Source organism: Variovorax sp. 05T418 (assembly GCF_056396385.1).
In genome coordinates this window covers 185,261-210,435 of the sequence record NZ_JBFTLJ010000010.1, presented here as the reverse complement: position 1 = coordinate 210,435, position 25,175 = coordinate 185,261, and the positions used below count along the sequence as shown (strand labels likewise).

Here is a 25,175-nt window from a genome sequence, read left to right as displayed (position 1 = left end):
CCCGGTCCGGGTGCGACCGGCCTCCCGCATTCGACTGGGGCCGAATGATGTCCTTCTCCGACCAGCTCCATGCCTGCCACGAGCGCCTGGCCTCGGTGTGCGCGGCGCTGCCGGCGCCTTATCCGGCCTTCACGCTTTTCTTCTCGGTGAGCGACGGGTCGCAGCGCGCGCACGTGGTGCACGCGCGCGCGGCCGATTTCGAAACCGCGTGGCACGAAGGCGCCGCCGCCGTGGAGCGCTGGGTGCGCGACTGCGGCATCGTCTCGCCATGGCTGCGCATCGACTGGGTCGAGGGCGCAAGCCCGATCGACTGGGCGCAGTTCAAGGCCCAGCTCGCCGGCGTCAAGCGCAACTACTTCCGCCTGGGCCTGGCCTTCGACCAGGACTTCGAGACCGCGTTCACCGAGCAGGAGCTCAACGCCAACGCCATGCTGAGCGGCGATTCGACCATTGCGCATGCAGTGGTGAATGCGCGCAACTTCGAGGCCTATGCCCAGGCGCGCTTCGCACGCGCGCTGCCGCTCGAGCTGCCGGCCGACCAGCGCGTCTACCTGCTCGCGACCGTGGGCGTGTTCTGCCAGGCCGACTGCGTGGTGCACAAGCTCGTGGGCACGGGGCTCGATGCCGGACGGCGCCAGGCACCGGCGCTCGCGCCGCAATCGGCGCTCGACCTGGTGCGCAGCGGCGCCTCGTACCTTGCGCGCCAGGTGCAGGACGACGGGCTCTTCGTGTACGGCTACTTTCCGTGCTTCGACCGCCGCATTCCAACCTACGACGCGATGCGCCATGCGAGCGTGCTCAGCGCCATGATCGAGGCGTGGGAGCTCGTGCGCGACGACAAGCTGCGCCTGGCCATCGACCGCGCGCTCGACCATCTCGCGAACACGCTCATCCGCAGCTACACGCTTGCCGACGGCACCGAGGTCGCCTTCCTCGTCGACACCGGCGAAGAGATCCGGCTGGGCGGCAATGCCGCCTGCGTGCTGGCCCTGGTGAAGTACTGCGAGGCGATGGACACGCGCGACTGGCTGCCGCTTTTGGAAAAGCTGGCGCTGGGCATCGCGTCGCTGCAGGATGGCGCCACCGGCAGCTTCAGCCACGTGCTGCATGCCGGCGACCTGCGCGTGAAGCAGGCCTCGCGCGTCATCTACTACGACGGCGAGGCGGCCTATGGCCTCATGCGCCTGTACGGCCTCACGCGCGACGCAAGGTGGCTCGCCGTGGTCGAGAAGGCCTTCGACCACTTCATTGCAAGCCAGCACTGGCAGGCGCACGACCACTGGCTGAGCTGCTGCGTCAACGAGCTCACGCGCTGGAGCCCGCAGGAAAAGTACTTTCGCTTCGGCCTGCAGAACGTGGCCGGCTACCTGGACTTCGTGCTCGACCGAAAGACCACCTTTCCGACGCTGCTCGAACTCATGCTTGCGGCCCAGCAGATGCTGCAGCGGCTCGAGGCCACGCCCGCCATGCGGCACCTGCTCGACGAGCTCGACACCGAAAAGTTCTACCGCGCGCTGGAGTACCGCGCCCACTACCTGCAGAACGGCTTCTTCTGGCCCGAGATGGCGATGTACTTTCGCCGGCCCTCCACCATCGTCGGCTCCTTCTTCATCCGGCACCACGCGTTCCGGGTGCGCATCGACGACGTGGCGCAATACGTGTCGGGCTTCGTGGCCTATCGCCGCTACCTGCTGGAGCGCCCCGCCGTGCCCGGCGCCGGCAGCGCGAGGGACGACGGTGCCGCCGCCTGGACCGCAGGCGAAATGGCGCGCGTGACCGGCGGCGAATGGGTGGTGCGCCCGGAAGACGGCTGGCGCGCCAGCGGCGTGACGCAGCGCTCCTTCCTGCGCAAGGGCCGCGTGGTGTTCGAGCACCAGGCGCGGCCCTCGAAGACGCCGCTGGCCGCGGTGGCGCTCAAGGGCGTGCTGCAGCCGGCCGCCGCCGTGCTGTGCACCGATCCCGCACCGCACCTCGACAAGCGGGTGCCGGTGCTCCAGGTGGACGACGTGCCGCAGGCCGTGCTTGCGCTGGGCGCGCATGCGCGCACCGAGTTCACGGGGCGCGTCTGCGGCGTGCTGGGCAGCGGCACCGCCGGCAGCACCGTGGCCGCGATGCTGGCCGACGCCCTGGCCGTGTGGGGCGAGGTCGGCCGGCCCGAAGGCAACGTCAGCCTGCCCTCGGGCATGGCCTGGAACCTGACCTGCATGCCGCGGCATGCGGCCTACTGGGTGCTGGAGATGGGCTCGCCGCACATGCTGGCCACGGCCCAGCTGGTGCGCCCGATGCTGGCCGTGGTGGCGGGGCTGTCGGCCGCGTCGCAAAAGCATCGCGGGCCTTCGGAAGCCGCCGCGCACATGGACAGCCGCATCTTCGAGGGCATGGCGCCCGGCGACAGCGCGGTGCTGAACCGCGACCTCCCCGAGTTCGCGACCTTTGCCGAAGCCGCCATGGCGCACCAGCTGCAGATCGTGACCTATGGCGAGCACAAGGACGCCGACGTGCGGCTGCTCTCGTTCGACCATGGCGAGGTGCAGGCCCAGGTGCTCGGCGAGCCGTTCCAGCTTCGCCTCAATGCGCCGGGGCGCCACATGGGCGTGAGCGCCGTGGCCGCGCTGGCGGCCCTGCAGGCGATGCGCCTGAAACTGGCCGCCGCGGTCGAGCCCTTCGCGCAGTTCGAGCCGCCGGGCGGACGCGGCGCGCTGCACACCATCCACATCGGCGGCGGCAGCTTCAAGCTGATCGACGAGACCTACGACGCCAACCCGAGCTCGATGCGCGCCGCGCTCGAGCTGCTGTCGCAGGCGCCCTGCGAGCCGGCCCGCCGCGTGGCGATCCTCGGCGACATGCAGGAGCTCGGCCCCGCCGCGCAGCGGCACCACCTGGACCTGGAGCCCGAGCTGCTCGCATCGCAGCCCGACCGCGTGCTGCTGTGCGGCCCGCTGATGCGGGCGCTGCATGCGCGCATCCGCACCAAGGTCCGCTCGCACTGGTTCGTCGATGTGTCCGACCTGTCGACCGCGCTGGGCGGCCTGCTGCAGCCGGGCGACTGGGTGCTGGCCAAGAGTTCTGCCGGTGTCGGCCTGTCCCGGCTGGCCCGGGTTCTGAAAGCATTGCCATGATCAAACTGAACGCTCAGGCGTCCTTGCCCTATCAACGCCAAGCCGCGCCGCAGCGCCGGTGGTGGCTGGGCTGGCTGCAGCTGCTTTGCGCCTGGCTGCTTTGCATGTTGCTGTGCGCCAACGTTGCGCTGGTGCTGGCGCAGGGCCTGCCGAAAGACGAGGCGGCGCCGGTCGTGGCTAGAAAAGCGGCGGACTGCAGCCTGTCTGTCGAGGCCGCCAAGGACGCCGCGGCTGCGAATGCGGAAACGGTGTCGCACACGCTGAGACGTATGTCACGCTGCAGCGCTTCGTAAGTATTGATTTTGTCTTGTAACAACTGGGTAACAGTCGATAATGGCGCAGGCGTCATTGCCTGACGGATCGGCCCTTCCCATGATCAAGTTTCTCTTGCCCAGCCAACTGGTGGCCGAGGTGCCCGAAAAAGCAGGTGCGAGCCCGTACGCGGGTGCCCTGCATACGGCGTTCCGCGCCGCCTACCCACTGGTCAAGAGCGCGGCCTGGCGCTCGCTGCCCATCAGCCTGTTCGGCCTGCTGCCATCGATCTTCCTGCTCCAGGTGTATGACCGCGTGCTGTCGCGCAGCGGCGTCTCCACGCTGGCCGCGCTGGTGTGCGGCATCCTGTTCTTTCTTTGCATCGAGTTCTGGCTGCGCTCGGGGCGTTCGCGCCTGTTGCGCAATGCGGGCGCCATCATCGACCACGGCGTGTCGGGCGCGCTGCTGCATTCGATGCTGAACCGTCCGCTGCGAGCGCTCGAAGCGCGGCCGGCCTCGATCTGGCACCAGTTCTTCCGCGACGTGGCCTCGGTGCGCGGCACCGTCACCGGCGGCCTGGCGCAATCGATCTTCGATCTGCCGATGGCGGTCTTCGCACTGGCCGTGATCGGCATCGTGGCCTTGCCGGTATTGCCGGTGGTGGTGCTGTTCCTTGCCATCATGGTCTTCCTGGCCTGGTGGTGGGCCGACGAGGTGCGCAGCGGGCGGGTCGAGGAAGTGCAGCGCGGCCGCGGCCTCGAGCGCATGACCTCGGAGATCTGCAACGCGCGCGAAACGCTCAAGACGCAGGCCAACGACGGTCCCACCATCGAGATGTGGCGCCAGTCGTACAACTCCTGGCTGAGCGAAAGCTTCAGCAAGAACGGGCAGATCGAAACCGCGCGCGACGGCACCACCGTGCTGATGACGGTGTTCTCGGTCATCGTGGTCACGGTGGGCGCCATCTCGGTGATGGAGCAATGGATGACGGTGGGCGGCCTGGTCGCCTCCAACATGCTGGCCCTCAAGGCGCTGCAGCCGGTGGCGGGCCTGGTGTCGAGCTGGCGCTCGCTGGCCGCGGCCAAGGAAGCGGCCAAGCGGCTCGAGACGGTGCTTGGCGAGCCGGTGGAAAAAGCGCCCACCGGCATGGCGCTGCCGCAGCCGCTGGGCCGCGTCACCTTGAAGGACGTGAGCTTCAGCTTCACGGAAGACGCGCACCGGCCGGTGCTGGAGAACGTCGACCTGGACATCGGGCCGGGCGGGCTGCACGTGATCGTCGGGCGCAACGGCGCCGGCAAGTCGACGCTGGTCAAGCTGCTCTCGGGCCTGTACACGCCCACGCGCGGCGTCATCAGCATCGGCGAGTACGACCTTTCGCAATTCGGCCGCGAAGAGCTTTCGCGCTGGATCAGCTACCTCTCGCAGGAGGTGTACTGGTTCGGCGGACCGCTGATCGACACCATGCGCCGCACGGCCCCGGGCCAGAGCGACGAGCAGGTGGTGGCGGCCTGCAAGCTCTCGGGCGCGCACGAGTTCATTTCGCGCATGCCCGACGGCTACCGCACCGTGGTGGGCGAGGGCGGCACGGGCCTGTCGGTGGGCGAGCGGCGCAAGCTCGCGCTGGCCATGAGCTTCCTGCGCAAGCCCTCGGTGCTGGTGCTCGACGAGCCCAGCAACGACCTGGACTTCCAGAGCGAGCGCACCCTGCTGGCCACGCTGCTCGCGGTGGCCAAGGTGCGCACGGTGGTGGTGGTCACGCATTCGCTTCGCATCGTGTCCGCAGCCAGCGTGGTCTACCACGTGACGGGGCAGGGCAACGTCGAACAGGGCACGGCCGCCGTCATGGTGCCCAAGCTCTTCGGCGTGAAGAAGGCGCTGGTGGCGCTCCCCGATTCCACCGCAGGCGAGGACGATGCCGACGTGCACTCGCAGCAAGCCGCCGCCAACCGTTCCATGGCCTGAGCGGCCGATCGATCGAAGAGTAATTGGGGACCGCGACTTGAAATCAGATTTGCCGCAGATACTGCAGGACGAGGATCACAAGCGCGCGGCGCAGACATCGCCCAAGGGCCGGCGCCGCAAGTGGGTCATTGGCGGTGCGGTCGCGCTGCTGGCCGCTGTCGGGCTGGGCTTTCCCATGGAAACCGTGGTGGTGGCACCGGGCCGCGTGATCCCGTCGGACCGCGTCAAGTCGATCCAGCATCTGGAAGGCGGCATCGTCAGCAGCGTGCTGGTCAAGGAAGGCGACAAGGTCACGCAGGGCCAGCCGCTGGTGGAGATCGACCTGGGCGGCAGCGGGCTCAATTTCGAGGAACTCACCGCGCGCTACGCCGCCACGCAGGCCACCCGCATCCGGCTCATGGCCGAGAGCCGCGGCCAGCCGCTCAGGCGCGAGAGCTTTGCCGCCGACATCGACGAGAGCGTGCTCGACGGCGAGACCGGCGCCTACGAGGCGCGCGCGCTCGAGCAGCGCGGCGTGATGGCCGGTGCGGTGTCGGGCCTGGAGGGCGCGCGCAGCCGGCTGCTCGAGCAGCAGGCCAAGGTCAAGGGCCTGAACGACCGCCTCGCACTGATGCAGAAGGAACTCGAGATCTCCGAGCAGCTGCTCAATGAAAAGCTGGTCGGCCAGGTCGAAGTGCTCGAGAAGCGGCGGCAGGTCGAAAGCGTGCGAAGCGAGCTGGCCGTGGCGCGCCAGGGCGCCATCTCCGCGAGCGCTGCCATCACCGAGGCGCAGGCCAAGATGGCCGAGGCCGAAGGGCGCTTCCGGCGCCGCGCGTCCGACGAGCTGGCCACCGTGGAGCGCCAGTTCGCCAGCCTCAACGAAGACCTGGCGCGCGCGCGCACGCAGCGCTCCCGCACCATGGTGAAGGCGCCCGCCGACGGCATCGTCAAGGGGCTGCGCAGCGCCAGCCCGGGCTGGGTCATCAAGCCCGGCGAGGCCATCATGGAAGTGGTGCCCGACAAGGACGAGATCATGATCGAGGCGCGCCTCAATCCCAACGACCGCGGCTTCGTCGAGGTCGGCCAGGCGGCGCGCGTCAAGATCACCGCCTACGACTACCTGCGCTATGGCGCGGTCGAAGGCAAGGTCACCCTGGTGGCCGCCGATGCCGACCGCGACCCGGCCATTGCCAACGCGGCGCCGTACTACCGCATCCTCGTGAGCACCGAGCAGGCCCACGTGGGCCGCGAGGAGAACCGCATCACCGCCGGCATGGAGTCCGAGGTCGACCTGAAGGTGGGCACCGATCCGTTCATCTGGTACATCCTTCGGCCCGTGCTCAAGCTGCGGCGCGAAGCCTTCCGCGAACCATGATGGGCAGCAACGTGGCCGGCCGGCGCCCAGCGGGCACCGGTGTTCTTTGTGCAGTGCTGTGCGCGAGCTTTGCGCTTCCTCCGGGCGCCCTGGCGCAGGAGGCGCCCGCGCAGCTGATGCCGGCGCGCCGCCTTTCCGCGCCATCGATCGGCGCCGCCAGCTATGCGCAGCGCGTGAAGCAGGCGCTCATTGCGCTGTCGCAGGACTACCCTGAAGTGCAGACCGCGCAAGCCGCCGCCAACACCAGCAGCTTTGGCGTGGACGCCGCCAAGAAGGCCCGCTACCCGCGCTTCAAGATGGGCACCGCCTCCGGCACCTACAACAGCGGCGCGGACAACGCGAAGACCGAGAACTACACCGTGCTCACCGCCGAGGCGCGCCTGAGCCTGATCGACGGCGGCGCCATGAACGCCGCGATTCGCGCCGCCGAGGCCGGCAACCAGGCCGACGACGAGGCCGTCGTCACCACTTCGCAGAAGGTGGTGCTCGATGCGCTGACCGCCTACCTGCAGGTGCAGCGCTTCGACCTCAAGAAGCAGATCGCGCGCAAGTCCACCGAGGTGGTGGCCGAGCTCTCCAAGGCCGAGGCCCGCCGCGTGGCGCTCGGCGCCGCCGGCGAGAACGACCTGAACATGGCGGCCGCGCGCCGCGCCAGCGTGGCCGCGCGCGAGTCCGACTTCCAGGCGCAGCGCGACGAGGCGCTGGCCAAGTTCAATACCTACTTCAAGTTCACGCCCAACACCGATTCGCTGCCCGTGCTGGCCGCGCCCGCGTACTGGCGCATCGCTTCGCACGAAGAGGCCCTGCGCCGCGCCGAGGAGCGCAGCACCGAAATCTCCGAAGCCAAGGGCCGCGTGGCGCGCGCCCAGGCCCTGGTCGACCAGCAGGAGGCCAGCATCTGGCCGACCGTGGATGCGGTGGTCGTCAAGAGCAAGGACCCGCGCGGCGTGTCGCCGCAAGACCCGACGCGCGCGGCCTTCGAGCTCAACTGGAACTTCGGCAACGGCTTCGACCGCCAGCTGCGCCTGAAGTCGGCCCTGGCCGAAGTCGCCAACCAGGAAGCCAAGCTCGAAGGCGTGAAGCTCAACCTGCTGGAGCTCACCTCGGCCTCATGGTCGCGCACCGTCTCCGGACGCGAGCGCGAGCGGCAGCTGGCGGAGGCCGTCAGCACATCGGGCCAGGCCTTTCGCGGGCGCCGCCGGCTGATGGAGTTCGGCCGCGAAACACTGCCCGCCGTGCTCGACGCGCAGCTCGACTACTACAACCTGCTGTTCGACTACGTCGACGCCGTGTTCGACCTGCGCATCACCGAGCTGCGCCTGGCGCGCACCACCGGCGAACTGCGCATCGACGCCGACGCGAGCAATTCCTGGATCGACCGCATCTTCGGCCCGCCGAACCGCCCCGCGCTGAGCGAAGACGGCCTGCTCACCGCGCTGTGCATCTCGAGCAACGCAAGCTGCGCCAGCGAGCCTGTTGTGGCCGAGCGCGGTGCCACCGCAACCGCGGCGAACCCGCCGCTGCGCCGGGCCGCGCGGCTGGCGAGCCGCTAAGCGAACCGCAGCGGGCTCAGGCGTCTTCGGGGATGCCGGGCTCGCCGTCGAGGATCTGGTACTTGCGCATCTTTTCCCACAGCACCTTGCGGCTGATGCCCAGGTGCTGCGCGGTGTCCTGGCGCTTCCAGTCGTTGATCTCCAGCGCCGCGATGATGCGGTTGCGCTCGCTGCTGTTCCATCCCTTGCGATCGCCATTGCTGTCGAGCGCCACGCCGTTCATCGCGCCGCCGCCGTGGCCGTTGCGCTCTGCAGCAGCGCCCGCTGCCAGCGTCGGCGTGCCGCGTGTGAGCGCAATGGCGCGCTGGATCAGGTTCTGGTCCCAGCTGTGCAGCTGCCGCGCGATCACGCCCACCCGCTCGGCCAAGTTGCGCAGCTGCCGCACATTGCCGGGAAAGTAGGTCTCGGCCACCGCATCGCTGAGCCAGTGCGGCGTTTCTCCGAGCGTCTCGAGCTCGTCGCCCAGCACATTGGCCAAGAGCGCCTTGAAGATCGCAATCTTGTCGATCTCCCCGCGCTCCTCCAGGCTGGGCACATGCAGCTCGATCACCGCGAGCCGGTAGAACAGGTCGGCGCGGAACTCGCCGCTCGCCACCATCTCGCGCAGGTTGCGGTTGGTGGCCGCCACCAGCCGGAAGTCGACCCGGATCGGCGCCGTGGCACCCAGCCGCGTGACCGCGTTGTCTTCCAGCACGCGCAGCAGTTTTACCTGCTGGTAGCGCGGCAGATCGCCGATCTCGTCGAGGAACAGCGTGCCGCCCGTGGCCTGCTCGAAATAGCCGCGGTGCGCATGCACGGCGCCCGTGAACGAGCCCTTGGTGTGGCCGAAGAAGAGCGATTCGAAGAGCCCGTCAGGAATCGCACCGCAGTTCACCGCCACAAACGCGCCCTTGCTGTAGTGCTGGTGCCCCAGGTGCAGCTGCTGCGCGATGCGCTCCTTGCCCACGCCCGTTTCGCCGCGCACCAGCACGCTGTGGTTGCAATCGGCAAAGGCACCCACTTCGGCCAGCAGCGACTTCATCGCATCCGAATGCGCCACCAGCACATCGGGCGCCTGCGGCGCCACATCGCGCGCGCGCAGCTGCCGCACCAGCTTGGCCACCATCGTGCGCAGCTCGGCGCAGGTGAAGTCGTAGGGCAGCACGTGCAGGTACTCGGGCGGATAGGTGCGCGAGTCCCGCTCCCGCGAGGCGGCAGCCACCCAGATCACCGGCATGCCCTGCAGCAGCTCGGTGGCATGCGCCAGGCCGCCGCTGTCGATGACCGTGACGCTGAGGATGGCCACCGAAGGCCGAAGCGCAGTGCCGCGATCCTGCTGCGGAGGCGGCAAGCCATCGGCCCGGATCACCTCCACGTCGAAGCTCGCCATGCACCGCGCGATGCGGTCGAGGATGTCGGCCTTGCCTTCCCAGACAAAGAGGTCGAGTTCGTCGAAGTTGGGGGCGGTCATAAGAATCGATTCAATAAACCAGCTGCGCGCCGCCTTGGCATGAAAGTCTTGCGCCGACCTCGGTCTTCGCGAGGTCGATGCCAAGCGCCGTGACCAATGTATTCACCAGCGGATCCAAAAGAGGTGAAAGTGCGCCGGAGATCGCTCCGCGTAGCAATCCGACTACTGTATCGATAGTGGTGCCGACGCCCGTAAGGAGGTCGCCCAGGGCGCTGTCTACTGAAGGCTTGTACATGTGAATGTCTAGGTGCGCCAAGGTTTGGCTCAAGCCACCAATGAGGTTGCTGGCGACAACGGTTTGGTAAGGCGTGGGTATCTGAGTTGCGGAGATGTCCGGTAGGTTGGCATCCACCGGCGCTGCGAAGTCCAACGTGTCGGTCGAACCGAGGACCGGGGCATTGGTCATCAGACCGATGCCACCTCCCGCGAAGGCTTCACGGTCCGCAGTGCTCTTTTGGCTGTCGGGGACCCAGGAGCTTCCTTTTTTCCAGGAGTAGTCGCAGATCAGAAGAACGCAAGTCTTCCTGACAGTCATGGCGCCAATGTCGACGAGTGGAATAGGCCCTACGTTCGGCGGATCCTTGCTGGCAAAGGCTTGTGTGGCCGCCTCTGCGGCGCTGTTGCCGATCTTCCCCACGCGCAGAGTGGCGGCCGAGGTGTCGGCTATGACGGAAAGCGTCTTGCTGCCATCCGCAGGGCAACTGTATTTGTCGACGCGAGCGCTGCCCGCAGCGACGTCGAGGTTGACATCGATGCGAAACGGCGACGACACCAGACGCAGGTCCGTCACCTTGTTCTCGCATCCGATGCACAGCACATTGCTCAACACACCGACTAGGTCGAGGTGGAGCAGGCTGTTGAGCAGATCAGTCACGGGCTGCGTCAGCGCGAGGACCTCATTGAGCAGGTTGGTGACGCCGGTCAGCGCGGTCGTGAAATCCACGGATACCAACGCCCGCACCTGGGCCGTCCGGACGCGAATCCCATTTGGCCCCAACGGATCCAGAACGGCCAACTCAGGATTTCCGATGGCCGAAGTCTGCGGCGGCTCGATGACCTTGATCGTGGTGACAACATTGGCTAAGCCCAGCAGATTGGAAGGTGCGCTGATGGTGGCTGCATGTTGGCTGTTCGCAAGCTGTACGAATGCCTGGGTGAGCTGGAAGGCCTGCAGATTGAGGTCCAATGCGCTACTGGGGGTGCCTGTGGCAATACCAAGGATTTCGGCAACGCTGAGTTGGACATTGGAGGCTTGAGTGGTCAAGCTCGCCATATCGTTGAAACCGGTGAGCGCCAAACCTGCCAAGGATCCATTTTTCTGAAGAACCGTTGCCAGCGCCTGCAGGAGCTTGCCCGCCGTGACTTTCGAGTTGAGCACCTGTTCATATTGACCGGCCCCAACCCCGACCTGAAGCGCAATTGCATCCAGGAACGAAAGCAGATTGATTTGCGCGTTGATCAAACCCTCCCAGCCCACTGCAGTGAGTGCGACATTGCCACCAAGAAGTTTTCCAAAGGCGGCATCCAACAGCGGAGACTTCGTCGAGTCGAAAACGACCAATGTGCTCCGAATGCTGAGTTGAGCTTGAGGAGCGGATTGGTAGGCGAGAGCTGTAACGGCAATGGAACGTTCCGTGATGCCGGTGAACGAGAACGGAAGGATCGCGGGATTGCGCGTAATGGAGATGCGTACTGCATTCAACTTCTCACCCGAAGTTGCTGAATTGAAATGAAGCGGTGGTGCATTTGAGACAGGATCCCAATTGCCGCATTCCACCTCAGCATCGGTTAGTGAATCGATACCAGCCGGAAAGTTCTTCGCCGCATTGCCCCGTGCGGCCTGCTGCGCGGCGGGGCATCCGAAAGGCTTTAGTGCCTGAGTGCCTGCCAATGCAGCGAGATCCACTGTCTTTTGAAGTTCGCGCTTCAGAAAGAACAAGTAGCCGAGTTCGGTGCCTGCGAGAACGATGACTAAAAGGCTTAGAGCGATCACCGCATTGATGACCACCGAGCCGCGTTGCCCTCGAGGAATTATTCGATTGGTTGGGTGCATCGATGCCCCTAGGAAGAGGGTCTGGCAGCCGTGGCTTTGCCGAACAAGAGGTCAGGCATCCAGCTCCCGGTAAGAGGGAGGGGCGGCAATAGCGGATGCGCGCGGTATGGGTAAGTCACCTTCACGACGATCTCGCCAGGTGGGAGGTTCACTTCAGGAGGCGTGGCCACCATCTTTGCCCGAAGCCATGTCTCTTTTGAGGAGGGAGCACTTCCTTCGGATGCCGGCGTGATCATCGAGAGCGCCAGCGAGCGATAGATCGCCGTTCGAACGTTCGCTTGCAGCTCCGCTGTAGGCGTGTCGCTACGGAAAAACTGGGCGGCTCTCACACCATCTTCCGCTGCTCGAGAGACTACTTGCTGAACGTAGAGAACACCGCAGAACGTGACGAGGCCATAGATGCCCAGGAACAAAACGCTGAAGACCAGTGCAAACTCGATTGCAGCAACGCCTCGCTGTTGGCGAAGGATATTCTGCTTCAGTCTCAAATGGTCGGATCTCACAACGCCCTTCCATCAAGCAACATGCTGGCCTTGCCTGCAATACGATCGGGTATGGCGAAACTGGGAATTGCAGGAAATACTGTTTCTATTCCCCCGACGGTAACCGTCACAACCATCTGGCATCGGTTGTTCCATTCCGCACCACAAGGCGGCGTCCCTGGTGGGCAGGTGTCCGCTCCTGCTACGCAGATGACTGCCTCAACATTTCGGTTCACTCTAAGACCAGCGGGCAACCAGTCGGTGCGTTGCACCGCAACGTCATGTGCTTTCGTTGTCCTATCAACCAGAATCTTCTGATACCGCAGGCCAGCGCGGGCACCGTCTTCCGCTGCGTTCTGCAGGCTCATGCGCATCGTCAACAAGAAGCCATAGCAGATGACGGCATAAAGCATCGCAAAGATGATCAGGAACACAAATGCAAACTCGATCGCATACACGCCGCGCTGCGCGCGCCAGGGCTTTGCGTGTTTGCATATTTCCATCGTGCTTCTCATTGCGCGGCGAGGACCAACCAGACGCTTACCGAGACCCGGAAGAAGAACCGCCACCATTGGACTTCGTCACCGTTGAGCTAAGGTGCTCGGGAATCGAGTGCTCGAAGCTCTTGATGTAGCGCTCGTAGCTTCGGCTTGCGACACTTCCGGCAATGGGGCGAGGTGTAGGTGATGCAATCTCTCCGCTGCGTTGCCAGGCAAGCAGGTTTTGCGTTGCATCGCCAAGCAATAGTGGCGGCGGGTCGAACTCTTCGGACTCGGCCACCTGCGGCTGCTGAGGCTCCGGCGCTGTCTGATTCGGTGCGGGCTGACCAGCGGGTGCGGCTGTGGCTGCGACCTTGTCTGTCGACGCGGTCACTGGCGTCGCGACAGCCTTTGCATCTGATTTGGTTGCGTTCGTTTGTGCGATCGCGCACGTTGCCATGAAGAGAAGTGCGGCTGCCAAGGCCGCACGAGCGGGCAGAGAGGGAGTCCGCTCGGTGGATTCGTTGTTCATGGTGTACCTCGTGAGGTCGAGTTCGGAGAAAAGGGCGCTTCGGCGTTCGATGCCGGCGGATTCGTCTGGATCGCAGTTCTCATTCCCCCAACGCCTGACCAGCGTGATGGTTTGAGGGCGAGCGGCGCAACAGTGAGCTCTCCGCGAGTTGATGCTGTCGCCGTAGCGGCGACAGGTGCGGCGAGTCCGCCTGGTGCGCGTAACTGCAGCGCCGCTTCGCGCACGGCCCGGCGTGTTGGTTCGGACATGCGGTTTGCATCCATCAGCGCTGTTGCTTGATCCCGCTGATTGGTTACTTCCAGATAGAGCGCGAGGTTGGCTTGTGCCTGCGTGCTGTCGGGGCGCAGTTGCAGGGCCTGCATCAGCGGCAGTCGCGCCTCTTCGATCTGGCCAGCGCGCAACTGCGCGTAGCCCAGGTCGCTCAGCAAAATCGCATCGGTTGGTGTTCGGCGTTGCGCCTGCGTGAGCAGTTGCACCGCCTCGCTGTAGTTGCCACGCGTACCTGCCAGCAGTCCGAGTCCGCGGTAGCCGGCGCTTGCCAGTGGTGTACCCAGAAGGCGCTTGTATGCAGTTTCGGCGGGTGCAGCCTGGCCGGTCTGGCGAAGCGCTTCGGCACGCATGCGCGTGGATTCGGGCGAAACGCCCCAACGCTGTTCAAGTGCGTCGATGTGCGCGAGCGATGCAAACCACAGGTCCTCCTTTTGCATCTGCTCGACCAGCTTGAGGTAGGTAGCCTGGGAATCCACCGACGCTCCCGCCTTGGTCTCTGCGGCTGCTTCAGCGGCCATGCGCTGTTGCGCATCGGCACTGGCGGCGTACTGGTCCTTGAGGCTGGCGCAGCCAGTGACGGCAAAGACCGCGACCGTCGCGGAGACCAAAGCCAGCATGTATCGAGCACGGCACGAGCTCGTCAAGGATTCAGATGATTTCATTTGGCGGCGGCTCCCAGTGAACGGAAGATCGCCAGGAAGGCCGGTCCCGCCGTGACGATGACTAGCGCTGGCAGCAGCGTGGTCACCATGACAGCAGTCATCTTCACAGTGATTTTTCCGATTTTTTCTTTCATCTCGGAGCGCCGGTGTTCACGAAGTCGGTCGCTGAAGATGCGCAAGGGTTCCTGTACCGCGCCGCCATGTTTGTCGACCTGCACCAGCAAGGACACGAGCCCGCGGAGGTTTTCGTTCTTGTGCAGGGTCGCGAGGCGCTGCAACGAATGCTCGCGGCTGCGGCCACGGCTGTACTGGTTGTTGGCAAAGGTCAGTTCGTAGCCGAGCACGCGCAGCACATGCGAGAAGTCGCTGGCCATGATCTGCAGACTCTGGTCCAGGCTCAGCCCAACGCCTTGGAGAAGGCGCAGCAAATCGATGAACAGCGGAAGCTCCTGATTCACTCGCTCGCGCCGTTTGGCCGCAAAGCGGCCGAGTGTCCATTTCGGCGCCATGAAGCCAATGACGAATGCGGCCGCCAAAACCGTGATCACGGTGCGCTGTGGATGGCCCGCGCTCCACAGAACATAGGCGAGAAATGGAAGAAGGAATGCAAGAAAGACACGCGCCACCAAGAAGATCAACTGCGCCCGTTTCGAGGGAAGGCCGCACTGGTCGATGAGGTTGCGATCTTCGTCTGCCACGAGTGCGCGACCGATCCGTGAATCGAGCCAATGGAGCGGCAGCTCGATGTCCGGCTTTGCCGCGGTGTCCAACTCTTCGGCCGAGTCGACAGAGGTTCTGGATTCGTGCGGAGCCGTCACCACCTGCTGGATGGCGCGGTCAATGGCCTTTCCGCTGCGCGCGCGTCGCAACTCGGTCGCAATGAGTGCGCCGGCGCCGGCCATCAAGCCCAGGGCCAGCAATGCCAGGCTGAAGATCGCCAGTTGATTGGAGGTGACGGTCATGCCAGTTTCGCCAACCGATAAAGGAGTGCCGCACCGAACAACTGAAAACCTGCGGCAGAAAGGACCATCATGCGGCCGGTCCCGTCATTCCACATTCCCAGGAAATAGCTGGGATTGGTCAGAATGAAGAAGGCGCCTACGCTTACAGGCAACAGTCCGAGGATCCAAGCGGAAAGCCGGGTTTCCGAAGACATGGCAAGCAGTTCGTGCTCCGCCTGCTCCCGGTCACGCATGAAGTTGCCGACGCGCTCCAGCAGCAGGTCGGAGCGTCCGCCATAGCGCACGCCCAGACCGAGGATGGAGGCCAATAGGAACATCTCTTCGACGCGGACACTGCTGGCTGTTTGATGCAGCGCGCGATCCAGGTCCATGCCCGCGCGCACCAGCGAGGCCGAGCGTTCCAGGTGACCACGCAACGGAGCTTCCGTGGTGGCAATCGCCAGCTGGAAAGCCGCTTGCGTGGAATTACCGATGGTGATCAGCCGCACCATCGCGTCAATGTAGCCAGGCAACTGGCTGACCAGCTTGCGTCGGGATTTCTGAAGCCGCAGCCAGATCGCGAAAACGGCGAGCAGTGCCAACAGAGTGAGCGCACTCAATGCAGCAATCCAACCGCCGAAGAGACCCGCAAGAGCCGCCAGCACCACGATGGCGACGAAGCCCAACACGACCATGCGCGGCTCGATCACGCCAATCAGCCAATCGGGCATGGCTTTCTCAAGAAGCCCCGCAGGTTCAGAAGCCGCGGCACTTGCCTCGGTTTCGAGCCACGGGTCGGTCATGAGCGCATCGCTCGGCAGATCCCGCAAGGGCATCGGCGTTTGCACTGCTGCCGCCGTGCTGGCCAGGATCTGTTGGTCCAAGTGGCGTGCCGCCGCCTGCCGTGCCTGGCGCCCCTTTGCCCATTGCCACAGCAGCAGCCCTGCGGCTGCAAGCAGCAGCGCGATGCAAGCCACGGTCAGCAGGACCTTAGCCACGGTTGTCTCCCTGCTGGCCTCGCGCCAGCGACTGGCGGAAGCGCGTGATCTTGGGTGAATGCGGTGCAATGCCCAGCGACACCCAGCGATCGCGCTCCTCGCCGTCGGGCGACGTGATCGGCTCGAAGCGGTAGAGCTCCTGCATCGCGACCACGTTGTCGTTGACGCCAGTGACTTCGCTCAAGGAAAGGATGCGGCGCTGCCCATTGGAAAGGCGCCCGATCTGCACGATGAAATCGATGGCATTGGCAATCTGCCGGCGCAGACTCACTTCGCTGCCCTGGTAGCCCGCAAAACCCGCGAGCATTTCAAGGCGGTAAAGGCATTCGCGCGGCGAGCTTGCGTGGATGGTGCCCATCGAACCTTCATGGCCCGTGTTCATCGCCTGCATCATCTCGATCACTTCGGCGCCGCGCACTTCGCCCACGATGATCCGGTCGGGCCGCATGCGCAGGCTGTTGCGCAGCAGGTCGCGGATCGACACCACGCCCGTGCCATCGAAGCCGCCAGGGCGGCTTTCGAGGCGGACGACGTGGCTCGTGCCCAGCGACAGTTCCGCCGTGTCCTCGATGGTGATGACGCGCTCGCGCGCAGGAATGAAGGTGGCAAGCGCATTGAGCAGCGATGTCTTGCCCGAACTGGTGCCGCCGCTCACAAGGATGTTGCAGCGCGCACGCACGGCAATCTCCAGCAACTGCGCCATGCCCGCGTCGAAGGTGCCGAGCTTCACCAGGTCGGCCGGCGTGAGCGGCTCCTTGCGGAATTTGCGGATCGAAACGGAGAGCCCGTCGATGGCCAGCGGCTCGATGATCACGTTGATGCGTCCGCCATCGGGCAGGCGCGCATCGACCATCGGGTTGGATTCGTCGAGCCGGCGGCCGAGCGGCGCGAGGATGCGGCGCACGATGCGCATCACGTGCTCCGCATCCGCAAAGCGCACGGTCTCGCGCTCCAGCATGCCATGGCGTGACACGTACACGTTCTGGTAGCCGTTGATCAAAATATCTTCGACGGCCGGGTCGTTGAGCAAGTCTTCCAGCGGTCCGAAGCCTGCAAGCTCCTTGGTCAATGCGTCGGAGATGAGCTGCATCTCGCGGTTGTTGATCGGTACGCGGCGCAGCCGAACGAAGCTGTCGACTTCCAGTTCGACAAATTGCTGGATCGAGGCGCGCGACCAGCGGCCGAACTCCGCCCCCAGCTCTTCGATGCGGCTCAAGAGATGGTCATGCGTCCAGCTCTTGATGTCCTGGAACTGCTGGGAATTGACGAACGCCTGGTCGTCGTCGGCGAATTCGAGATCGTTGGACATAGAGGCGTTTCAACCTTGACTAGAGCTTTTCCAGAAGCCGGCAATTTGCGACATTCGAGCCACCCAACTGGATTCCTTGGCCGGCGGCTCGCCTGCGTCGGACGTGTATTGCTGGTTCAGCCCGCGTGCGAGGCCGGCCACGGCTTGTGAATACGCGTCGCTGCGCGCGGTGCGCACCAGCATTTCGCCGCGGCTTGCGGCCGCCAACAGTTGCGTGCTGCGTGCCGGCAGCACATGGTGCAGCGGCAGTTCCAGACGATCGGCAATGTCCTTGGCCGGCAGGCCGACGTGGCTGTCGAATTTGTTGACCACGAGCGACAGCCGATCGGTGTCGATGCCGCGGGTGCGCAGTTCCTTGAGCATGTTCGCGGTGGAGACGATCGCGCCGATGCTTTGGTCGCACACCACCCAGCTGTGCTGGGCAACCTTCACGGTCTGTGCGACGAAATCAAGCGTGGAAAAACCGCCAAGGTCGGCAATCTGGAAATCGAAGAAATCGCCAAGCCGCTTGATCAGCGCCATCGAATCGGCATGCGAGATCTCGCGTACTTGCGCAAGGCTCGTGGGCAGCGGCAGCACGGCCACGCCGCTCGTGTGATGGGCCAATGCGGTGTGCAGCAGCGTCTGGTCGAGGCGGCGCAGGCTGCGCACGCCATCGACAAAGCTGAAGCCGCTCTGGGTGTCCAGATACAGAAGACCGTCGCGGGCCGGCAGCCCGAGGTCGAGCAACGCCACGCCGCGACGCGTGTTGCGGCTCTGCGAAGGTGCGGCCGTTTGGGACGGCTGGTCGTTGAGCATCAGCGCCAGGCTCGCTGCGAGCGTGGTCACGCCAATGCCGGGCCTCGCGCCAAGCAGCGCAAGCGTGCATCCGCGGGCATGGCTTTGCAGGCTGACTTGACGATCGACCAGCTTGCGCAGCGTGTTGATTGCATCGGTCGGCGGTGCGCTCATGTCGACGAAATCGTCCACGCCGGCACGCAGTGCAGCAAGCATGGACGCCGGCTCGGCCGAAATGCCCGTCGCCAGCACCGGCAGCGTCGGCCATTCACGCTTGAGGCGCTGGTGGAGTTCGCCTGCTGCAGCGGCGTGGTCACCCGAGAAATCGAGAAAGACCGCCGCCGGACTGAGCATGGCGATCCGCTCGTCGATCGACTTGGCCTCGGAGGGAAGGATCACCACGGCACCCAACTGGTTGAGCGCGTCGCTCAGCCATGTGATGTGGCTGCTGTTTGGCGATGCGAAGAGATAGGTCTCCGCACCAATTTCAGGAAGGCTGTCGCGTGGGGCGTTCATGGCGTCGGCCAAAGGCTTTGCGTGGTTCGGTTCTGTCAACGCGAGAAGCCCGGCACCGTCGTGCCCGAAGCTGGCCCCAGCAGATGCGCGCGCCACACGGGGCCATCGCGCTGTTCGGCGCCACCCGGCAGGTACGGACTCAGATCCGTGCCACGCGCAATGGGCTTCACCAGGTGTGGCGTGACAAGGATCACCAGCTCCTTCTCGCTCATCTGGTACTTGTTCTGCTTGAAGAAGGCTCCGAGCACCGGAATGTCGCCGAGCAGCGGAACCTTGTCGGCGTTGGAGGTCGTGGTGCGGCTCACGAGGCCGCCGATGATGAAGCTCTCGCCGTCGCCGAGTTCCACCGTGGTGTCGGCGCGGCGCGTGCTGATCGCGGGCACCGCGACACCGCCTATGCTGAGCGAATTGGTGTAGTCCAGGTCGCTAGCCTCGGGCGCCACCTTGAGCACGATGCGCTCGTTCGACAGCACCGTGGGCGTGAGCGTGAGGCCGATGCCGAAGGGCTTGTATTCGATGCTCGTGGTGCCCAGGCCCTGGGGCGCGGGCACGGGCAGTTCGCCGCCGGCCAGGAAGCTTGCGCTCTGTCCCGAGAGCGCCACCAGTGTGGGCTCGGCAAGCACGCGGGCCATGCCGTTGCCTTCGAGGAAACCGACGTTCAGGCCGAGGCCGGCCTTGCCGAAATTGAAGAGCAGGCTGAAGGCTTGTGCAAGCGGGTTGTTGTATTCGCCGGTGATCGAGCCGTCACTATTGAACGTTGTGGAACGCAGCGATGACGGCGTGAAAACGCCGAAACTGAAGCCATTGGAATTGGCGCGCGTGCTGAAGATGTTCAGGCCGGCCTGCTTGAGCACGCTGCGGTTGAACTCGACAATCTTGACTTCGACCTGCACCGTGCTGCTTCGCACATTGACAACGGAGCGGTCGACCAAGGCCGTCTTTTCTCCGCCGGCGGCCATGGCTGCGTCACGGGCTTCCTGGTGCGCGTCCATGCTGTTGAGCGAGCCGGAGAGCGTGGAGGCGCGGCGCCGCACTTCGAGCGCGTAGACCGTGGCGGCCGACTGGCCTTTTTCCCAGATCATCAGCGTGGTCCGGCCCGCGGCCTTGCCGGTGACGATAAGGCGTGCAGCTGGCGAGTTGGGCGATTGGCGCGTGAGCGCGACACCGGCGACCGTCTCGTCGGCAATGGCCATGCGCTCGATACCCTTGCTGATTAGCAGTTCCTTTTGCGTGCCCGCGTCGATCCGCAGTTGCAGTGCGGGGCGGGCAGATGCTGCCTCTGCCGCATCCGCGGCGGCGGATACCCCAGGCCAGACGCCCAATGCCAGCAAGCACAGCACAGCGACTGTGGGATGCAGAGGACGTGCCGGACCGGCTGTTTTCGCGCGAAGGGCGATCGTCATGGTGTTCGATTCCTGCGTGGCGTGCATGGGCGTGCCACTTGTTGCTGATCAGTAATTGATGGTTTCGCTGCGGTCGCCGCGAATGACTTCGACCTTGAGTCCGCCGCGGGACTCGCCGGTGCCAGTCGCTGGAGCCCGTGCAGAAGCGACGGCTGGGGCGCGCACGGTGCCCGGCTTGCCGCCGGTCACGAAGTCGGCCGTGGTGACGCCGGCCTGCGCGCGATCCAGCCCTTCGAGCGGTGGGCGGCGCGGTTCGCCGGCTTTCAGCGGAGGCGGCTGCAGGGCGGTGGGCAGTTCGGCAAAAAGCTTTGGATCGGGTTCCGACATGTCGGTCGGGTTGCGTAGCGCCAGCAGCAAACGGCCACTGTTTTCGGCGAGCGTGAGCCGGTTGATCTCGTCCACCGGCACCGCGAGCACCGCGGTACGAGCAGCCTCGACGCGCTGCTGCTGCGCGGCACCGTTCTTGTCCATTTTCGAAGACAGGCCATCGACGGAAGCAGTGCCGTAGGCCAGCACGCGCTTGCGCGACAGGAGCAGGCGCGCCTGGCTGCGGTCGATGTCCTTGCCGTCGGACTTGAGCATCAGGAATACGTCGACAAAGTCGCCGGGCTGGACCTTGTTGCCCACACCCATGGTCTCGTCGGCCTTGATGGCAATCGCACGCTCGCCTTCGGCAACGCGCAGGGCCAGACCCGAAACGAGCTGGCTTTGGAGAAGCGGCGAACCTTCGCCCAGGTCGATCACGGGCACACGTCCTGCGAGCGGCGCAGTCTCCTGGAACGCGCCCACGGGATTGATCGTCAGGCGCTCGATGCGAAGTGCGTCGGCCGGAATCGCTTGGCCCGCAGGCAGCGGCTTGGCAGCGACCACCACGGCGAAGGTCTGGGCTTGGACCGTCTTGCCCGGAGCGGCTGCAGAGGGACCGACGGCGACCGGCGGTGGGGGCTGGCGGCTGAGCATCCATGCATAGCCGCCCAGCGCGAACGCCAGGAGCACGAGGATGGCGGCGATGACTTTGGTGAGATTGATCATGGGCGGCGTGACTAGGAGGGAGGCAATTCGGGAGCTATCGATGAACAGCTCGTGGCGGCGGAGCGACTAGCTACCCTGTCGACCCCAAACCATCCACACCGCGGCAGCCAATGCGAGATAGGCCGCATAAGGAATAAAACGAACTCGGGTCGGCGATGGGCGGCCACTTGCCGACGACGATGGTCCGAAAAGTACGAGGGACAGCCGAGGAAAAACTGGCCAACGCTGAAGAATCAGCCAGAGTGCGGCATGCAGGCTGGCGAGAAGGCTGCCGATGATCCAGACTGGGGGCAATGCTGAAAGGCCTAGCCAGAGTCCGAGTGCTCCGGCGAACTTCACGTCACCGGCCCCCATAAGCCCGAGGGCGTAGAAAAGCAACAGAAAGCCAAAGCCCGCTCCTGCGCCGAGCAGCGCGGCAAGCCAGTCGTGTTCGACCGGCTTCATTCCGAATGCCAGTGCTGCGAGGGCCAAAAAAGCCCCTGCGAGCACCAGCCAATTGGGAACGCGACGTTGCCTGAAGTCATAGACGGCAATCGAAAGCAACCACATCAAATACGCCGATGTCATTGCTTGCACTTGCACTTGCCCATTAGGGAGTAGCGGCCGTTTTAAGGGACGTTTTAACGTTGCCCCAAATGGTTTCCAGGCTATCGCCGATTCCGCCCGTGCTTGTGATCGCTGTAATCATCACAACCGAAATCAACCCCGCAATAATTCCGTATTCAATTGCAGTAGCACCTTCTTCATCGCGCAGAAAACGAGTAATAGAGCGAAGCATGATTTCCCCTTAAAAAAGTGTTAACAAGTGAGGCTGGCCAGGTGGATGTTATACAGCGTAACTCCGTGTATCAACAACAGTAACCCGTGGGTTCAAGGCCTTCCTGTGCTAGGCCTTACGGTCTAAGCAGGAAGGCGGCCAGCCCTTTGCCGCCCCAGGAAGCACTCCGCTCGGGAGCAGGAGTAACAATCCTGAGACACATTTTTCCCTCTGACACGGTGTGTGCGCATCCCATGAATGGGTGAACAACGTTACGTTCCTTGGGAACATTCAAACGGCGTTTGTTACGGGAACAAAGTCGTTACGTGTTACGTAGCACGGGGGATGTAACGGTAGTTGTAACGCCCAAGATAGGTGCGTTGGGCGTGCAAAAAGTCACACCTTTGGGGTACCTACCCCTCTACCGGGAGGGTCTCAGCCCAGGATTTCTTCGTGGAAAAGCTTCCACTCGCTGCCTTGGCGCAGCCAGTACTGGCGCCGGGTGCGCCCGCTTTTCTCGCCTTCGAAGACTTCGCCGAAGGTGGCGACCATGGTGTCGTCGCCGTCGCGCCAATGCAGGAAAGACATGTCCTTGAACTGCACGCGTTTGCCCTGGGCATATTCCACTTCGTCGTGGAGCACCGAAAAGCCGTCGGTGTTTTTCTTGTTGTTGCTGCTGCGCTGGAAATCGGGCAAATAGAATTTCTTCAATTGCGCTTCATTGCCATTGGCCCTGGCATCTTTCCAGGCAGAAATTGCGCTGGTGAAGGTCTGGGCTTCCTTTTCGGCCTGCGGGCGCGGAATCCATTGCAGGCTGGGCGCGGTGACCACGGGAGTGGCGCCGATCTGCACCTTGCGCAACAGCTGCTTGAGGTCGGGGTTGGCCATGACGACGCAGCCGTCGCTCGCGAGCGGCGCGCGCGAGAACTGCTGGGGCGGGGTGCCGTGCAGCCAGATGCCGCTGCCGGTCTTGCCGCGCCGCACGTCGTAGGGGTTGGGGTAGTTGATGGGCAGTGCGCCGGCGCCGTAGAAATCGCGCAGCGACTTGGGGTCGAGGCTGCTGGTGACGTAGTAAACGCCCAGCGGCGTGCGCGCGTCGCCCTCGGTGGCCTTGCCGATGCCCGACTTGCCGACGGACACGTAGTAGTCGGCCACCAGCTGCAGGCCCTTGTCGGAGTTCTCGAGCAGGTAGAGCCGTGAGCGCGAGGCGTCGACCGCAATCGCATAGCGGCTGCGCGTGGACAGCGCCAAAAACTGCGAAGGCACGGTCCCGGCCGGCGGCCTGTCGCGCAGGGCCTGCAGGCGCCGGCGGGACTCTTCGCGCAGGTCGGCCATGGCCGGATCGCTGCGCAGCCGCCCGATGCCGGTGGCGTCTGAAAAGGCGTGCGCGGGCGGCACCTGCGTGGCGAGCAGGTCGGCATAGACGAGCTGCGCGAGCTGGAAGTTGGGATAGTCCCGCACCAGGTCGCGGGCCTTGGCCAGCGCGGGGCGCGGCTGGCCGCGTCCGAACAGTTCATAGACGGCGATCAGGCGGGCTTCGGCGCTGCTGGCCTGCTGCAAGGCTGCAGAAGAAGAAGCAGAAGCGGCTGCCGCCTTGCTGCGCGGGGCGCCTTTGGCTGCGGCGGCGGCAGCGGTTCTTGCCTCTGCGGCGGAAGCTTTTCGTGCCGTCCTGGCCTTGGCTTCCCTGGCGGCCGGGCGGCTGGCGGAAGCCTTGTTGGTCTTGGTGCCGCTGGTCTTGGCGCTCGCGGACTTGGTCGATGCGGCCGCTGCCGTGCCGTGCGCTGCCAGCAGCAGGGCCGATGCCGCCATGAGCGCGGCAAGCATGTTCGCGCCGCGCCGCAGCGCAGGCTTCCGAAGCCGGCCGCGCCGGACGATGTCTGCCACTAGCCGCCGACGCTTTCCTTGCGGATGTGCCACTGGTTGCCGGCGCGTTGCAGCTCGAGCGTCTTGCGGCTCGAGATGTTGAGGTTGTCGGCGCGGTAGATCTGGCGGAACTTGGCGGTAGCGGCCTGCCCGTTGACGCTGATCACGAGGTTCTCGATGTTCACGCTGATGCTCGACTTGCCGACGATGCGCGCGCGGCGTTCTTCTTCCCAGCTCTTGCGGCTTTGTCCGCCGCCGGGGTTGAAGTCGGGGCCGTAGGCGGCAAGGTAGCGGTCCATGTCCTGGCCGGCCCATGCGGCAGCCCATCCGCGCACGGCCGATTCGACTTCGGCGGTGGAGGTGGAAGAGGGCGCCGCAGCCGGTGCTGGCGCGGGCGCCGCCGGCACCGGCGCAGCCTCGGGTGCCTTGGCCACCACGGTGGGCGGCGGCGGCGGTGCTGCGGGCGCAGGTGCGGGGGGCGCTGCTGCCTTGACGGGAGCCGGCGTCGGCACCGGCGCGGGCGCCGGAGCGGCGGGCGCCTTGGCGACGGGCGCGGGTGCCGCAGCAGGTGCCGCAGCCTTCGCAGCCGGCGCCGCGCGGAGCGTGGCCTCGGGCGCTGCCGCCGCGACAACGGCGGATGGCTTGCCGCCGACCGGCGCAGGCGTGAACAGGGTGCGGATCACCGCGAGCTTGGGCTGCACGGCGGTGTTGTTCTGGTCGAGCTGCAGCGCCTTGCTGTAGGCCTGGCTGGCCAGCCGCGCATACACGTCGCCGAGGTTCTCTTGCGCGGTGGCATAGCTCGGGTTGGTGCGAATCGCGCTCTCGAGCGCGCTGCGCGCCTTGTCAAACTGGTTCTGGCTCGCGTAGATGACGGCGAGGTTGTTGTAGGGCTCGGGCAGTTCGGGCGCGTCCTGCGTGAGCTGGGTGAAGGCGGCAATGGCTTCGGCGCGCTTGCCGGTGTCGAGCTGGATCACGCCCTTGAGGAAGCGCATCTGCGGGTCCTTGGGCTTGTCCTTCAGGAAGGCATCGGCGCGCGTCATGGCCTCGTCGAGCTTGCCGGCCTGCATGAGCCGGTCGACCTCGTCGTGCTCAATGGCGGCGAGCACCGGCAATGCCATGCCACAGGCGGTGGCCAGGAGCAAGGCACGCACGGTGGGAGAAAAGCGAAAGCGCGTGCGCGGCAGGGGGCTCTTGGGCATTGCGGACGAGACCTGGTAGGGGGAAGGAATGATGCGGCAGGGATTGTAAGTGGGGGAGTAACCTTCGGACACAGTGCGGACACTCGAATTGACCGCTTCCAACCTGTGTGGCCGAGGGGTGTGTTACGTAACAGGCACTGTGGCAAATACGTAACGCAGGGCCCCAAAACGACCGTTCCAGCCGCCCTTTTCAAGCCTCTGAAAAGCGGGTC

21 protein-coding genes are annotated in these 25,175 nt (G+C 65.1%); 5 read left to right on the top strand and 16 right to left on the bottom strand.

The features are described 5' to 3' along the window. The first annotated feature begins 44 nt into the window (after positions 1 to 44). The 5 genes from AC1DMS_RS20945 to AC1DMS_RS20925 all read left to right on the top strand — a co-directional run bounded on the left by AC1DMS_RS20945 (position 45) and on the right by AC1DMS_RS20925 (position 8,240). On the top strand, positions 45 to 3,119 hold the full coding sequence (locus AC1DMS_RS20945; RefSeq protein ID WP_478181726.1) for a glutamate ligase domain-containing protein: 3,075 nt from the start codon (positions 45 to 47) through the stop codon (positions 3,117 to 3,119). Next, positions 3,116 to 3,412: a hypothetical protein gene (locus tag AC1DMS_RS20940; protein WP_018906842.1), complete on the top strand. Its 297-nt coding sequence runs from the start codon at positions 3,116 to 3,118 to the stop codon at positions 3,410 to 3,412. Before AC1DMS_RS20945 ends, AC1DMS_RS20940 begins: the two co-directional genes overlap by 4 nt. Before the next feature lie 79 nt (positions 3,413 to 3,491). Beyond that, positions 3,492 to 5,333: a peptidase domain-containing ABC transporter gene (locus AC1DMS_RS20935; RefSeq protein ID WP_307595833.1), complete on the top strand. Its 1,842-nt coding sequence runs from the start codon at positions 3,492 to 3,494 to the stop codon at positions 5,331 to 5,333. Between the two features lie 37 nt (positions 5,334 to 5,370). Further along, positions 5,371 to 6,687, top strand: coding sequence for an HlyD family type I secretion periplasmic adaptor subunit (locus AC1DMS_RS20930; protein ID WP_015867226.1), 1,317 nt, complete (start codon positions 5,371 to 5,373; stop codon positions 6,685 to 6,687). After that, positions 6,684 to 8,240: a TolC family protein gene (locus AC1DMS_RS20925; protein ID WP_478181725.1), complete on the top strand. Its 1,557-nt coding sequence runs from the start codon at positions 6,684 to 6,686 to the stop codon at positions 8,238 to 8,240. The genes AC1DMS_RS20930 and AC1DMS_RS20925 overlap by 4 nt, the downstream gene beginning before the upstream one ends. 16 nt (positions 8,241 to 8,256) lie before the next feature. Here the strand turns inward: AC1DMS_RS20925 and AC1DMS_RS20920 are convergent, their stop codons facing one another. From AC1DMS_RS20920 to AC1DMS_RS20845, 16 genes are all read right to left on the bottom strand, one after another. Next, positions 8,257 to 9,690 (bottom strand): sigma 54-interacting transcriptional regulator, encoded by a 1,434-nt coding sequence (locus AC1DMS_RS20920; RefSeq protein ID WP_478181724.1) that lies wholly within the window; start codon positions 9,688 to 9,690, stop codon positions 8,257 to 8,259. Positions 9,691 to 9,700: 10 nt separating this feature from the next. Beyond that, on the bottom strand, positions 9,701 to 11,698 hold the full coding sequence (locus AC1DMS_RS20915; RefSeq protein ID WP_478181723.1) for a TadG family pilus assembly protein: 1,998 nt from the start codon (positions 11,696 to 11,698) through the stop codon (positions 9,701 to 9,703). Between the two features lie 53 nt (positions 11,699 to 11,751). Next, positions 11,752 to 12,246, bottom strand: coding sequence for a TadE/TadG family type IV pilus assembly protein (locus tag AC1DMS_RS20910; RefSeq protein WP_049809434.1), 495 nt, complete (start codon positions 12,244 to 12,246; stop codon positions 11,752 to 11,754). Beyond that, positions 12,243 to 12,728, bottom strand: coding sequence for a TadE/TadG family type IV pilus assembly protein (locus AC1DMS_RS20905; protein ID WP_028256493.1), 486 nt, complete (start codon positions 12,726 to 12,728; stop codon positions 12,243 to 12,245). Before AC1DMS_RS20905 ends, AC1DMS_RS20910 begins: the two co-directional genes overlap by 4 nt. Positions 12,729 to 12,765: 37 nt before the next feature. Beyond that, positions 12,766 to 13,236 (bottom strand): DUF3613 domain-containing protein, encoded by a 471-nt coding sequence (locus AC1DMS_RS20900; protein WP_478181722.1) that lies wholly within the window; start codon positions 13,234 to 13,236, stop codon positions 12,766 to 12,768. Beyond that, positions 13,233 to 14,168 (bottom strand): tetratricopeptide repeat protein, encoded by a 936-nt coding sequence (locus tag AC1DMS_RS20895; RefSeq protein ID WP_028256492.1) that lies wholly within the window; start codon positions 14,166 to 14,168, stop codon positions 13,233 to 13,235. The genes AC1DMS_RS20900 and AC1DMS_RS20895 overlap by 4 nt, the downstream gene beginning before the upstream one ends. Next, entirely contained in the window at positions 14,165 to 15,130 is a 966-nt protein-coding gene (locus tag AC1DMS_RS20890; protein ID WP_028256491.1) for a type II secretion system F family protein, read from the bottom strand. Before AC1DMS_RS20890 ends, AC1DMS_RS20895 begins: the two co-directional genes overlap by 4 nt. Further along, the gene (locus AC1DMS_RS20885; RefSeq protein ID WP_028256490.1) at positions 15,127 to 16,107 is read right to left on the bottom strand and encodes a type II secretion system F family protein; all 981 of its coding nucleotides are present in this window, start codon (positions 16,105 to 16,107) and stop codon (positions 15,127 to 15,129) included. Before AC1DMS_RS20885 ends, AC1DMS_RS20890 begins: the two co-directional genes overlap by 4 nt. Beyond that, positions 16,100 to 17,416, bottom strand: coding sequence for a TadA family conjugal transfer-associated ATPase (locus tag AC1DMS_RS20880; protein ID WP_018906831.1), 1,317 nt, complete (start codon positions 17,414 to 17,416; stop codon positions 16,100 to 16,102). The genes AC1DMS_RS20885 and AC1DMS_RS20880 overlap by 8 nt, the downstream gene beginning before the upstream one ends. A gap of 9 nt (positions 17,417 to 17,425) precedes the next feature. Next, positions 17,426 to 18,709 (bottom strand): CpaE/TadZ family protein, encoded by a 1,284-nt coding sequence (locus AC1DMS_RS20875; protein ID WP_478181721.1) that lies wholly within the window; start codon positions 18,707 to 18,709, stop codon positions 17,426 to 17,428. A 35-nt stretch (positions 18,710 to 18,744) separates the two neighbouring features. After that, positions 18,745 to 20,049 (bottom strand): type II and III secretion system protein family protein, encoded by a 1,305-nt coding sequence (locus AC1DMS_RS20870; protein WP_478181770.1) that lies wholly within the window; start codon positions 20,047 to 20,049, stop codon positions 18,745 to 18,747. Positions 20,050 to 20,160: 111 nt separating this feature from the next. Then, a complete protein-coding gene (gene cpaB, locus AC1DMS_RS20865; protein WP_478181720.1) occupies positions 20,161 to 21,144 on the bottom strand; it encodes a Flp pilus assembly protein CpaB in 984 nt (327 codons plus the stop codon). Positions 21,145 to 21,210: 66 nt separating this feature from the next. After that, positions 21,211 to 21,726: an A24 family peptidase gene (locus AC1DMS_RS20860; RefSeq protein WP_478181719.1), complete on the bottom strand. Its 516-nt coding sequence runs from the start codon at positions 21,724 to 21,726 to the stop codon at positions 21,211 to 21,213. 7 nt (positions 21,727 to 21,733) lie between these two features. Then, the gene (locus AC1DMS_RS20855; RefSeq protein ID WP_478181718.1) at positions 21,734 to 21,922 is read right to left on the bottom strand and encodes a Flp family type IVb pilin; all 189 of its coding nucleotides are present in this window, start codon (positions 21,920 to 21,922) and stop codon (positions 21,734 to 21,736) included. A gap of 414 nt (positions 21,923 to 22,336) precedes the next feature. Then, positions 22,337 to 23,785 carry a L,D-transpeptidase family protein gene (locus AC1DMS_RS20850; protein ID WP_478181717.1) on the bottom strand — a complete coding sequence of 483 codons (1,449 nt, stop codon included), beginning with the start codon at positions 23,783 to 23,785 and terminating at the stop codon, positions 22,337 to 22,339. Beyond that, positions 23,785 to 24,963, bottom strand: coding sequence for a YybH family protein (locus AC1DMS_RS20845; RefSeq protein WP_478181716.1), 1,179 nt, complete (start codon positions 24,961 to 24,963; stop codon positions 23,785 to 23,787). The genes AC1DMS_RS20850 and AC1DMS_RS20845 overlap by 1 nt, the downstream gene beginning before the upstream one ends. Between the last annotated feature and the right edge of the window lie 212 nt (positions 24,964 to 25,175).